This is a genomic window from Malaciobacter marinus (assembly GCF_003544855.1).
Taxonomy (GTDB): Bacteria; Campylobacterota; Campylobacteria; order Campylobacterales; family Arcobacteraceae; genus Malaciobacter; species Malaciobacter marinus.
In genome coordinates this window covers 1,462,573-1,475,846 of sequence record NZ_CP032101.1, presented here as the reverse complement: position 1 = coordinate 1,475,846, position 13,274 = coordinate 1,462,573, and the positions used below count along the sequence as shown (strand labels likewise).

Below are 13,274 nucleotides of genomic sequence, written 5' to 3'. Positions count from 1 at the left end.
TAAAAGGATATGAAATGGCTAAAAATAAAAAAAAGATAGGTATTCATGAAGCTTATTATAATGATCCTATAAAAGCAGATTTAGAGTTATTTGGTAGAGAAACAGACTCTTCTAGAAGAGGATTTTTAAGAAAAAGTTCTTTAATTGCAATGGCTGCAATAGTAGGCTCAAATATTCCTTTTGCAGATAAAATGCCTTCAGGATTAATACCTGCAGCACTTGCTAATAGTCAAGAGCCTTTTAAAATTGAAGGTAAAGAGGGGTTAATATATTTAAATGATAGACCAGTAAATGCAGAAACTCCACCTCATTTATTAAATGATGAGTTTACCCAAGCTAAATATATGTTTATTAGAAATAATGGTATACCTCCTAAAAAAAGTGAAATTGACCTAGAAAATTGGACTTTGGAGATTTCTGGTGAGTCTTGCAAAAAGCCAATGAAGTTCTCAATAAATGAATTGAAGAAAAAATTTAAACACTATACATATGCTTTACAATTAGAGTGTGGAGGAAATGGAAGAAGTGAGTACAATCCACCAGCAAAAGGTAATCAATGGACAACTGGAGCTGTAGCTTGTGGTAGATGGACAGGAGTTAGATTAAAAGATGTTTTAGAATATTGTGGAATAAAAAAAGATGCTGTATATATTGGATATTATGGAGCAGATAAACACTTAAGTGGTGATTTATCTAAAGAACCAATTAGTAGAGGAGCACCAATAAGTAAAGCTTTAGAAAATGAAAGTTTAATAGCTTGGGCATATGAAGGAGAAAATATTCCATTATATAATGGATATCCATTAAGATTAGTAATGGGTGGTTGGCCTGCTTCTGTTTCTGGAAAATGGTTAAATAAGATAGTAATTAGAAATAAAGTACATGATGGAAAAAAGATGGCGGGTCAATCATATAGAGTTCCTTGTAATACAGTTGCTCCAGGTACAAAAGTTGCAGATGAAGATATGTGTATTATTGAGTCAATGCCCGTTAAATCTTTAATTACTTTTCCTAAATCTGGTATTAAACATGATTTAAATAAAAAATTTAAATTTAATGGAAAAGCTTGGGCAGGAGATTTGGAAGTTAAACAAATGGAAGTATCTATTGATTTTGGTGCTACATGGAAAAAAGTAAAAAAATTAGATAAACCAATAAATAGATTGGCATGGCAAACTTGGTATGCTACTTTAAAATTTCCTAAGAAAGGTTACTATGAGGTTTGGGCAAGAGCAACAGATAGTAATAACAAAAAACAACCAACAATTTTACCAGGGTGGAATCCTAGAGGCTATTTAAATAATGCTTGTCATAGAATTGCCGTGCAAGTAGTATAAAGGATATATTATGAAAAGATTTAAAATTATACTTCTTTTTGTTCTTATTTCATCTTTTGCTACTTTTTCATTAACAGCAAAAGAGATTGACAAACAAACAGGATTAAAAATAGATAAAGGTTTTGAACAAGTGAAAGCAAATTGTACTGTATGTCATAGTGCTAAGTTTATTACTTTTCAAAAAGGAGATAGACAAACTTGGTTATCTATGATAAGGTGGATGCAAAGAACACAAGGACTTTGGGAGTTTGATAAAAAAACAGAAAATCTTATTTTAGATTATTTAGAGAAGAATTATCCCCCAGGAAAAGCCTCAAGAAGACCAAATTTAAAACCTAAAGATTTACCTAAATTATAGAAGATTGATAAAGGTAGTTTTCTACCTTTATTAGTGAGCATTTCTTTGAATATACTCTTTATATTTATTTGCAGTATTGTAACTAACTTGAGCCTCTTTCGCAACACTATAAACAGTTATTTTTTGATTGAACAGTCTCATCATATTTACTGTACTTTCAATTTTCTTTCTTGCTGTATCTTGTCTGACTTTTGTAGCTTTTTGAGTAGCTTTTGTTTTTTTTACAGTTCTACTTTTTATAGATTTATGCTCTTCATGTGAGAGTTTGTTAAATAGTTCTTGTTTATCATTTTCTAAACAAAGTTTTTGTAATTCGTGTAACTCTTTATGAGTGAGTGTAATTCTCACCTTTAAAACCTTTATATTTTTTTTGGGACGGAATTATATCAACACTTGTTTAATTTATGATAAAATAATATAAATATTCTTTATTTCATTATAACGAAGTGAAGTGTATTTAATTTTTATAGTAGTTACTTAAGGGTATTAAACACTATACAAAAAAATATTGTATAGTGTTATAGGTCTTTTATAGTTCTACGAAAATATCTTTATTTACTCGATAACCTTCTCCATAAATATTTTTAATCATATCAGTTGGAATCTTTTTTCTAATTCTTTTAATTAATGATTTTATAGAATCAATACTTAGTTCTTTGTCAAATTTATCACTAAACAATGTATTGTAAATATCTTCATTTGAAAATGTTATATATGGGTTATTTATAAGTAAATTTAGTAAAACTGTTTCACTTGAAGATAGCTTTACTTCTTTCCCTTTTTTTAAAAGTGTTTTATTCTCTTTATTCCAAACAAAATTTTCTATAAAAAATACTTTTTCAGAAGCCTCTTTTGAGTTATTTATTCTTCTACATATATTTAATAAAGGATCAATTAACTGATCAATAATTAAAGGTTTTTGAACAAAATTATTAACTCCTAAATTTATCAATTCAATAAGATATTTTGAATCTTCATATGCAGAAATTACAATTACATCTTGATCTTTATTTATTTTAAGAATATCTTTTGTTAATTCAATACCATTTTTTTTCGGCATTTTTATATCTGTTATTATTATATCGTAATAATAATTTTTTTCTTCGTAGAACTTTAAATATTTTTCTAGACCTTCTTTTCCATCAGTTGCTAAATCAACTTGATTAAAAAGAGTTCTGAAAATTTTTTCACTTTGATGTCTTAGGTCTTCATCATCTTCAATAAAAAGTATATTTAAAGCACTAGATTCTTTTTGTAGTTGTTTATATTTATTCATATATTGTCCTAATACTTTTATCTTTATAAAATTATTAGATAAATAGAGTTAAACTAATCTTAATAAAAAGTAAATAAACTATAAATTTCGTTATTTCTTGTTATTTTTTTAGTTTAACTCAAAGGATATGTTATAAAATCAAATTCAAAAGCATATAAATTTGCCTTACTTGCTATCTTTTTATGGTCAACAGTTGCAACTGCTTTTAAAATTTCACTAGAGTTTTTAACTCCTGAGATGTTAGTTTTATTAGCTTCTATAGCATCAACAATTGTTTTATTTATAATTTTACTATATGAAAAAAGATTAAATTTAGTAAAAATTCATATAAAGAATAATTTAAAATTAACTCTTGCCATGGGGATTTTAAATCCATTTTTATACTATTTGGTTTTATTTAAAGCATATGATTTATTGCCTGCACAAGAAGCACAAGCAATAAACTATACTTGGGCTCTTATGTTAGCTTATCTTGCAGTTCCATTTTTAAAACAAAAATTAACTTTATCAGACATTGTTGCAGGGATTATTTGTTATTTTGGAGTACTTGTAATTTCTACAAGAGGAGAACCTTTTTCTCTAAACTTTTCAAATCTTTATGGAGTAGGTCTTGCATTATTTAGCACAATTTTGTGGGCAATGTATTGGATTTTTAATACAAAGTCTAAAGCATATCCTGAAGTTGGCTTATTTGCTAACTTTTTAATTGCATTACCTTTTATTCTTTGTTATTTGTATTTTACAGATGGATTTTTTATTCCTGAACTAAAAGGAATAATAGCAGCTTCATATGTTGGTGTTTTTGAAATGGGAATTACATTTATGCTTTGGTTAAAAGCTATGCAATATACAACAAGTACTTCTAAAATTGCTAATTTGATATTTATTTCACCTTTTTTATCTTTAATTTTTATCTATTTTATTTTAGGAGAAAAAATTTATTTATCAACTTTATTTGGTTTGGGCTTAATAATTTTAGGTTTAGTAATTCAACAAAAAGGCACAAGAGTAGCACAAGAATAGCATTTTATACAAAATATGGGAAGAAATTGAAAATTGGTTAAAAAATACACAATAATGACATAAAATTTAAGACTCAGCTAAGTTTTGCTGTGAAATAATGATATAAGTTTTTGGTACTACTTTTAGTACTACTAAATTTTTATTAGGATTTTTAAGTAATGGCAAAACAAAAACATAAAAGAAAAATTATTAGAAGTGTAATTGATAAACATACTAAAAATGGTAAAAAAGAGATTTCACAATTAACAATTAAGATTGACAAAAAGTTAGATAATGCTCTAATTATACTTTCAAATGAAATAAATATTTCTAAAAATAGACTTATTGAAGATATATTATACGAAAGTGGTATACTTGAAGAAGTTGATGAAAACTATGAAGGAGAGTTTAGATGAATAATTTTCCTTCACAAGAGAAAGTCATCAAGTGTGTTATTGATGGAATCACAACTGCAAAAAACAATTTTACTTTTTGGACTGCTGATGAATTATATTTATCATATGCGCCACCTAGATTTTTGACTATTCATGTGTCACAAGAAATAGCAAAATTAAATAATGCTCCAGAAATTTTTATTGATGCAACTATTGCAGATATTCTTAGATGTTCTTTGCCATCAAGAGATACTTTTAGAGAATTTATGAAGCAAAGATATTTAACACAAGATGTTTTGTGTTTAACTTTAGATGAAAGATTTGAACACAAAAGTGATAATGACTCTATATCAAGAGTAATTATGAGTTTAAAAAATGGTGTTAGAAATGTAAAAGAAGAATACAAATATGAAATTGAAAAAATATGTAAGATGCTTTATAGAAATAAACTAGAAGACTCTACTTTAGACTATGGTATTTTTGCATTTTATTTAGATATTTCAAGTAGTGCTAGAAAAAAAAGCGAACAAAGAATAAAAGAGATTACAGAATCTTTTGATAAAATAGTAAACTCATTTGAAAACTTACAATCAAAATTAGAAGGAGGCAAGATAAATATTATACCAAATATTGGTGAATGGGCAGTTTGTTGTTATATAATCGAGCCAAAATTTAAATAAAATAAAGGAGAAAAAATGAGAAAATTCAAGAAAGTTGCAAAAGCTATTGCTTTAAGTGCAATAGTAGCAAGTTCAAGTTTACTTGCAGATACAGTAAAAATTGGTGTTCAAGCACCAATTACAGGAAAGTATGCAAATGAGGGTCAAGGAATTGAACAGTTTGTAAAACTTATAGTTAATGAAAAAAATGCTCAAGGTGGTTTACTTGGTAAGCAAATTGAAGTAGTAACTTGTGATGATGAAGCAAAAGCACAAAAAGCTGCAGTTTGTGCAAGAAAACTTGTAAATGCAGGTGTATTTGCTGTAATTGGTTCTTATACATCAGGTGCGACAGAAGCAGCACAAGCAACATATTATAGAAATAAAGTATTACAAACAAGTGATGGAACTAGTGACTCATTAATTAAAAGAAAATATTGGACTTTCTTTAGAAACTCTTTTCCAAACTCAGCACAAAGTGATTTTACAGCAGATTATTTTGTAAATCAAAAGAATTATAAAAGAATAGTTGTTTTATCTGATTATTCATCATATTCAGAAGGTCTTGGTGATGCAACAGAAGAATCAATTAAAAATATTGGTGGAAATGTAATTTTTAGAGGAAAAATCAAATCAGGTACTCAAAACTTTACTGCAATGCTTACAAAAATAAAATCAATGAATCCAGATGTAATTTATTATTCAGGTTATTATACTGATGGAGGTCTTTTGAGATCTCAACAAAAACAACTTGGAATTGACGCTGATTTTGTTGGTGGAGATTCAAATGATAATCCAGACTTCTTAAAATTAGCAGGAAGTGCAGCTGAGGGTACAGTACTAATAAACTTCCCAACACCAGATATCTTACCATATAAAGAAGCTAAAAAATACTTAAAAGCTTACGAAGATACATATAACATGAAACCACCTTCAATTTGGGCAGTTGTTAATGCAGATGGTTTAAGAGCAATTATGCATGGTGTTGAACAAACAAAATCTTTTGATACTAAAAAAATCTCTGATTTTTTACATAACTTAAAAGACTTTCCAGGAATTACTGGACCAGTTACTTTTAGAGAAGATGGTGAAAGAATTGGAGCTAAATTTATTGTTTATGAAATTCAAAAAGATGGTTCATATAAAGTTTTAGGGAAATAAGGTAAATAATGGATACTTTTCTTCAACAGTTAATTAATGGTTTAACTATTGGAAGTTTATATGCATTGGTAGCTTTAGGTTATACAATGGTTTACGGTGTGATGAAGTTAATTAACTTCGCACACGGTGACTTAGTTGCCTTTTCTGCTTATGTAGGGCTTACAATATTTTCTCAGTTTTTTGGAGCTAGTGCAAACTCATTGATTAATGTAGTAATTATATTTTTATTTACAGCAATTATTGTTGCATTTGTAGGTGTTCTTCTTGAGCGTCTTGCCTATAGGCCTTTAAGAACGGCACCAAGATTAAGTGCCGTTGTTTCAGCACTGGGTGCATCCCTTGTAATTCAAAATGCAATTATGCTAATTTGGGGTCCAAATATGAAAATTTTCCCAGCTGATTTATTACCAAATACAATTTGGGAAGTTGGTGGAGTAATTTTAACATTTACACAAGTACTTATTTTGATTTTATCAGCTGTACTAATGCTAGGTTTATACTTTTTTATTAATAAAACAAAAATAGGAACTGCAATTCGTGCAACTGCAATTGATCAAGATGCAGCAAAATTAATGGGTATTAATGTAAATAGAATTATTACGATTATATTTGTTGTTGGTTCAGCATTGGGTGCTGTAGGTGGATTATTTATTGGTATTTATTATAGAGGTCTTACTTTTGATATGGGATGGCTTTATGGTTTAAATGCTTTTATTGCAGCGATTATAGGTGGTATTGGTAACATTCCAGGTGCAATGCTTGGAGGATTATTACTAGGATTATTTAATGCAATGATATCAGGATATATATCAACAGAATGGGCTGAAACATTTACATTTATGCTTTTAATTATAATTTTAATTGTTAGACCAACTGGTATTCTTGGTGAAAAAATAGCGGAGAAAGTATAATGAATAAAACAACAATTATAGCAACATTATTTATTGCTGTTATGGCATTTTTTCCGTTTTTAGTTGATTCTGCTTGGTTAAGTATTGGTATTACATTCTTGATTTTTGCAGTTGTAGCTTTTTCTCAAGATATCATTTTAGGTAGAGCTGGTATTTTTAATATGGGGCATGCAATATTTTTTGGTATTGGTGCTTATGCTACTGCAATCTTAAATGTTCACTTTGGACTTGAAATTATTGAGACTTTACCATTTGCTATTATTTTACCAGTTATTGTTTCTATTTTATTAGCTGGTCCTATTATTCATCTAAGAGGTGATTATTTACTTGTTGCCACAATTGGATTTAATATTATTTTTGAACAAGTGTTATCAAATAATCCTTTTGATTTAACAGGTGGACCAAATGGAATTTTTGGAATAGATGTGGTAAGAATTTTTGGATATGAGCTATTTTCTCAAACATCAATATATTATATTGCGTTTGGTTTATTAATAGTTACTTTATTTATAATTAGAAATTTAGATAATTCTAAATATGGTAGAGCGCTTTATTATATAAATAAAGATGAGATTGCAGCTAAATCAATGGGAATAAATGTTTCTTATTACAAACTATTTGCTTTTGCTTTAGGTGCAGCAATAGCAGGAGCTGCTGGTTCGGTATTTGCTATTCAATATTCAGCTGTATCTCCGGAATCATTTAACTTTATGCAATCTGTTATGTTCTTTGCAATTGTGCTTGTTGGTGGTTCTGCTTCACTTCCTGGTATTATCATTGGTACATTTGTGATGTTTGTACTTCCTGAACTATTTACAGAGTTTAAAGAATCAAGATACTTAATCTTTGGTGCTGCTATGATTTTGACAATGATTTTAAGACCAAATGGTGTTTGGCCTGCGACTTTTGGGAATATTCCAAACTATTTAAAAAGAAAAGCAGCTAAGCTTAAAGGAGAAAAGTAATGAAATATGTATTAGAGATTGAAAATGTTTCAAAACTATTCTTTGGTTTGGTTGCAATTGATGATTTGACTATAAAAGTTAAACCAGGACAAATTTATGGAATTATTGGTCCAAATGGAGCAGGGAAAACTACACTTTTTAACTGCGTAACTGGGATTTATAAACCAGAAAAAGGGACTATTAAATACAAAGGTGAAGATATTACTGGAATGCCAGCACATAAAATTGCTCAAAAAGGTGTTTTAAGAACTTTCCAAAATATTAGACTCTTTAAAGAGATGAGTGTAGCAGAAAATATAATGGCTGGATGCCATACAAAATCAAAACAAAAATGGTATCACTCTATCATTCATACTCCTTTTTATAAAAAAGACAATGACAAAAGTTGGAAAAAAGTAGAAGAACTTATGGATTTCTTTAATCTTACAAAGTTTGCGATGATTCCAACAGGTGATTTATCATATGGAAATCAAAGAAAAGTAGAAATGGCAAGAGCATTAGCTGCTGAACCAGAACTTTTAATATTAGATGAACCAGCAGCTGGTCTAAATGAAAATGAAACAATAGAACTTACAAATATCATCTTAAAAATTAAGGAAATGGGTCTTGGAATCATGATGATTGAGCATGATATGGATATGGTTATGAAATTAACAGATTATATAACTGTAATTAATTTTGGAAAAGAGATATCTCAAGGTGAACCAGATTTTGTTCAAGATGACCCAAGAGTAATTGAAGCTTATATTGGTAGTGATGATGACGAGGATGAAGAGTAATGCAAAATGAAATTTTATTAGATGTAAGAGATTTACATGTAAGTTACGGAGCAATTGCTGCAATTAAAGGGATTTCTTTAAAAGTTCATAAAGGTGAAGTTGTAACGATTCTTGGAGCAAATGGTGCTGGTAAAACAACAACATTAAAGACTATCTCAGGATTATTAAAATCAAAATCAGGAAATATTATTTTTGATAAAAATGATATTACAAATACAGCAGCACATGATATTGTAAGTTTAGGTATGTCTCACTCACCTGAGGGAAGAAGAGTTTTTGGAACACTTACAGTTGAAGAAAATCTTATGATGGGAGCATATACTTTAAAAGACCATGATAAGGAAACATTAGAGTGGATTTATGATATTTTACCAAGATTAAAAGAGAGAAGAAAACAACTTGCAGGTACTTTAAGTGGTGGTGAGCAACAAATGCTTGCAATTGGTAGAGCTATTATGAGTAAGCCAAAACTTCTTATCTTAGATGAACCAAGTTTGGGTCTTGCACCAATTTTAATAAAATCTATATTTAAAGCAGTAAAAGAGATTGCATTAAGTGGGGTAACAGTTTTAATAGTTGAACAAAATGCAAAAGCTGCATTAAAATTGGCAAATAGAGGTTATGTACTTGAAGTTGGAAAAATAACTCATGAGGGAACATCAGAAGAGTTGTTAAGTTCAAAAGCAATTCAAGAAGCATATTTAGGTAAAAAGCATTAGGTTATAAGTAGCATGAGGGCATACTTGGCGGTTGTACCCTCAAAACACATTAAAGTGCGTGTAAAGCTACTTAAAATTTATTTAAAATACAATTAATTTTAAGGATATTGCATGAAAAATGAACAAGAATTAATAGAAAAAACTATAAATTTAGCAGAAAGATGGCAAAACAAGTCAACTACACTTATAAGTGATTGGGATAAAGACTTTTCTATAAAAATGAAAAAGATGCTTGCTCATCCAGAGGATAAAGCACTTTTGATTGAGTTAATGGATCAGTGTTTTAGAACAAACTCTAATAAAAGAGTAGCCGATCAAATAATTTTCTTACTTGAAAAGCATGGAATGGCACATTTTTTTACTACTAAAGATAAAACACTTTTATGGCTTTTCCAAAACTTTGGTAAATACTTGCCAGACCTTTCAGTTCCTTTATTTGTTAATCAAATTAGAGAAGATACTAAAACTGTTGTAATTAAAGGTGAAGATGAACCTTTTAATGAACATTTGGAAAAAAGGAAAAAAGAAGGAACAAGAATCAATATTAATCTTATTGGTGAAGTTGTTCTTGGAGAAAATGAAGCAGAAGAGCGAATCCAAAAATATTTAAAAGCTTTAGAAAATCCAAATATTGATTATATTTCTATTAAGATATCAACAATTTATTCTCAAATCAACTCAATGGATTTTGAAGGTACAGTAGCAATTTTAGTTAAAAAATTAACAAGAATTTATGAACAAGCAAAAAAATATCCTTATATAGCACCTGATGGAACAAAAATAAATAAATTTATTAATCTTGATATGGAAGAGTATAAGGATTTGGCAATTACTGTTGAAGTATTTAAAAGAACACTATCATTACCACAATTTAAAGATTTTTATGCAGGAATTGTACTTCAAGCTTATATTCCAGATTCATTTTTAGTACAAAAAGATTTATGTCAATGGGCAAAACAAAGAGTAAGTGAGGGTGGAAGTCCTATTAAGTTTAGGTTAGTAAAAGGTGCAAATATGGAGATGGAAGAAACAGAAGCCTCTCAAAAGCACTGGGATATGGTAACATATACAAATAAAAGCCATACTGATGCAAACTATAAAAGAATGGTTAAGTTTGCACTTGATAAAGACAATGCTCCTTATATGCATGTAGGAACTGCTTCACACAATCTATTTGAACTAGCATTTGCAACGGTTTTAGCAGAGCATAATGCAACTACTAAATTTCATACATTAGAGATGCTAGAAGGAATGAGCGAATCTGCAAGATTGGCAATTAATGAAATTTCAAAAGATGTGATTTTATATGCACCAACTGCGGCAAAAGAACAGTTTACAAATGCTATTGCATATTTAGTTAGAAGATTAGATGAAAATACAGGACCAAATAATTTTATTAGATACTCTTTTGGATTAAAAGTTGGAACAAAAGATTGGAATGACCAAAAAGCATTATTTATTAAATCATTTGAGTTGGAAGATGAAGCATTTGTAGGTAGTTTTAGAACACAAAACAGATTAACTGAAAAATGGGATACTTTTAATAATTCATCTTATGATACTAGTGCTTATCATGCAGAACCAGATACAGACTTTATCTTATCTCAAAATCAAGAATGGGCTAAAGAAATTGTAAAAAAATGGAAATTTTCTAAAGATACTGAACATGAAACTAAACCAATAGTAGTTGCAGGCAAAGAGATAGTTACAGGAAGAAAAGTTTATAAAGCAATAGATAAATCTCAACTAAAAGATGAAGTTCTAGCAGGTAAATTTGCTATGGCAAATGAAGATGATTTAAAAAGAGCAGTTGAAACTGCTAAGATTGATATTGATGGGTGGAGAAGTAAAACTTATGCTCAAAGACATGAACTTTTAAAACAAGCAGCTATAAAAGTTCGTGAAAGAAGAGATGACTTAATAGGTGTAGCAGCTGCAGAAGTTGGAAAAGTATTTACAGAAACTGATGTAGAAGTTAGTGAAGCAGTTGATTTTATTGAATTTTATGCACACTCATCAAGATATTTTGAAGAGTATACAAATTTAAAGTTTAAAGGAAAAGGTGTTGGTGTTGTAATCCCTCCATGGAATTTCCCTGTTGCAATTCCTTTAGGAGGTGTAGCAGCTACTTTAGCAGCTGGAAACACAGTAATTATTAAACCTGCAACAGTTGCAGCCTTAACAGCTTATGAAATGTGCAAATGTTTTTGGGATGCTGGAATATCAAAAAATGTATTACAATTTGTTCCTTGTCCTGGAGTATTAGCAGGTGAGCATTTAGTTGGAAATAAAGATGTTGATTATGTAATTTTAACAGGTGGAGAAGACACAGCTGCCTCAATGCTTAAAACAAGACCAGATTTACTTTTAACTGCTGAAACAGGTGGAAAAGATGCGACTATTGTTACAAATATGGCAGATAGAGATCAAGCAATTAAAAATGTTTGTCAAAGTGCATTTGGAAACTCTGGACAAAAATGTAGTGCTACATCATTGCTTGTATTAGAAGAAGAAGTTTATAATGATGAAAATTTCAAAAAAGCATTAATTGATACAGCAAAATCAATGAGTGTTGGTTCTATTTGGGATTTAAAAAATAGAATTGGTACTTTAGCAAATAGTGTATCTGGAAAATTAAAAGAAGCAATTGAAAATCTGGAAGAGGGTGAAGAGTGGGCATTAGCACCATCATATGCAGAAGATAATGAGTATATGTTAAAACCTTCAATTAAATGGAACGTAAAAGAGGGTAGTTTTATTCATATGAATGAACTTTTTGGACCAGTTTTAGCAGTTATTAAAGCAAGAAATGTAAAACATGCTGTTGATATTGTAAATGCAACTGGATATGGATTAACTTCAGGAATTGAATCTTTAGATGAAAGAGAAGTTAATTACTGGAGAGAAAATATTAAATCTGGAAATCTTTATATTAATAGAGGAACAACAGGTGCTATTGTTTTAAGACAACCTTTTGGTGGAATGGGTAAATCAGCAATTGGAGCAGGAAGAAAAGTTGGTATTTATAACTATATAACACAGTTTGTTGATTTTGAAGAAGTGGGTAAACCTGAAATTATAAAAAACTTTCACACAGATCTAACAAGATTTATTAGCCATTGTAAAGATAAATATACAAATGAAAAAGAAGAGTTTGAAAAGCTTGAAATAGCAGTACAATCATATTATCATAATTTTCATACAGAGTTTAATGTTGAAAAAGATTATATAAAAGTAAGAGGTGAAGATAATCATTTTAGATATCTTCCTTTAAATAGAGTAATTATTAGAGTAAGTAATGATGACTCTTTCTTTGATATTATAAGTAGAGTTTTAGCTGCAAAAATATCTGGGGTACATTTTACAGTATCAATTGATAATAATGAAAGAATAGAGGAGTTCTTAAAAGATGCAACAGTTTTATTTACTTCAAAAGATAGAATTGTAAAACATACAAATGAAAAGCTTGCTGATGTGATTGGAAGTTATGAAAGAGTGATTTATTCTGATATATCAAAAGTTCCAGAGTCAATATTTGAAGCTGCAAGTAAACATCTTGGAACATTTATTATAAGAATGAAACCTATGATGGAAGGAAGAATAGAATTACTTAATTACTTTAAAGAACAAAGTATTTCTCATTCATATCATAGATATGGTAATATTGGAGCAAGAGAGTATGGTAAAAAGTAAGAATATATTTAATTCTTAC

At 29.0% G+C, this 13,274-nt stretch carries 13 protein-coding genes; 11 read left to right on the top strand and 2 right to left on the bottom strand.

The genetic code is table 11. From position 1 onward, the window contains the following. Positions 1-14 precede the first annotated feature (14 nt). Both AMRN_RS07305 and AMRN_RS07300 read left to right on the top strand, forming a co-directional pair. Positions 15-1,337 carry a sulfite oxidase gene (locus tag AMRN_RS07305; protein ID WP_099311541.1) on the top strand — a complete coding sequence of 441 codons (1,323 nt, stop codon included), beginning with the start codon at positions 15-17 and terminating at the stop codon, positions 1,335-1,337. Positions 1,338-1,347: 10 nt separating this feature from the next. Next, positions 1,348-1,695: a cytochrome C gene (locus AMRN_RS07300; RefSeq protein WP_196778527.1), complete on the top strand. Its 348-nt coding sequence runs from the start codon at positions 1,348-1,350 to the stop codon at positions 1,693-1,695. Between the two features lie 30 nt (positions 1,696-1,725). Here the strand turns inward: AMRN_RS07300 and AMRN_RS07295 are convergent, their stop codons facing one another. Next, a complete protein-coding gene (locus tag AMRN_RS07295; protein ID WP_099311540.1) occupies positions 1,726-2,043 on the bottom strand; it encodes a hypothetical protein in 318 nt (105 codons plus the stop codon). 181 nt (positions 2,044-2,224) lie between these two features. Beyond that, on the bottom strand, positions 2,225-2,971 hold the full coding sequence (locus AMRN_RS07290; protein WP_099311539.1) for a response regulator transcription factor: 747 nt from the start codon (positions 2,969-2,971) through the stop codon (positions 2,225-2,227). A gap of 132 nt (positions 2,972-3,103) precedes the next feature. Here AMRN_RS07290 and AMRN_RS07285 point away from each other — a divergent pair, with 132 nt between their 5' ends. The 9 genes from AMRN_RS07285 (at position 3,104) to AMRN_RS07245 (ending at position 13,255) form a co-directional block, all read left to right on the top strand. Further along, positions 3,104-3,994, top strand: coding sequence for a DMT family transporter (locus tag AMRN_RS07285; RefSeq protein WP_099311538.1), 891 nt, complete (start codon positions 3,104-3,106; stop codon positions 3,992-3,994). A 158-nt stretch (positions 3,995-4,152) separates the two neighbouring features. Beyond that, a complete protein-coding gene (locus AMRN_RS07280; RefSeq protein WP_099311537.1) occupies positions 4,153-4,389 on the top strand; it encodes a hypothetical protein in 237 nt (78 codons plus the stop codon). Next, positions 4,386-5,048 carry a hypothetical protein gene (locus AMRN_RS07275; RefSeq protein ID WP_099311536.1) on the top strand — a complete coding sequence of 221 codons (663 nt, stop codon included), beginning with the start codon at positions 4,386-4,388 and terminating at the stop codon, positions 5,046-5,048. Before AMRN_RS07280 ends, AMRN_RS07275 begins: the two co-directional genes overlap by 4 nt. A gap of 15 nt (positions 5,049-5,063) precedes the next feature. Next, positions 5,064-6,188: a branched-chain amino acid ABC transporter substrate-binding protein gene (locus AMRN_RS07270; RefSeq protein ID WP_099311535.1), complete on the top strand. Its 1,125-nt coding sequence runs from the start codon at positions 5,064-5,066 to the stop codon at positions 6,186-6,188. An 8-nt stretch (positions 6,189-6,196) separates the two neighbouring features. Next, a complete protein-coding gene (locus tag AMRN_RS07265; protein WP_099311534.1) occupies positions 6,197-7,099 on the top strand; it encodes a branched-chain amino acid ABC transporter permease in 903 nt (300 codons plus the stop codon). After that, positions 7,099-8,064, top strand: a complete 966-nt coding sequence (locus AMRN_RS07260; RefSeq protein WP_099311533.1) for a branched-chain amino acid ABC transporter permease — start codon at positions 7,099-7,101, stop codon at positions 8,062-8,064. Before AMRN_RS07265 ends, AMRN_RS07260 begins: the two co-directional genes overlap by 1 nt. Continuing rightward, positions 8,064-8,843: an ABC transporter ATP-binding protein gene (locus tag AMRN_RS07255; RefSeq protein WP_099311532.1), complete on the top strand. Its 780-nt coding sequence runs from the start codon at positions 8,064-8,066 to the stop codon at positions 8,841-8,843. The genes AMRN_RS07260 and AMRN_RS07255 overlap by 1 nt, the downstream gene beginning before the upstream one ends. After that, positions 8,843-9,562, top strand: coding sequence for an ABC transporter ATP-binding protein (locus AMRN_RS07250; protein WP_099311531.1), 720 nt, complete (start codon positions 8,843-8,845; stop codon positions 9,560-9,562). The genes AMRN_RS07255 and AMRN_RS07250 overlap by 1 nt, the downstream gene beginning before the upstream one ends. 111 nt (positions 9,563-9,673) lie before the next feature. After that, on the top strand, positions 9,674-13,255 hold the full coding sequence (locus tag AMRN_RS07245) for a proline dehydrogenase family protein (protein WP_099311530.1): 3,582 nt from the start codon (positions 9,674-9,676) through the stop codon (positions 13,253-13,255). Positions 13,256-13,274 lie beyond the last annotated feature (19 nt).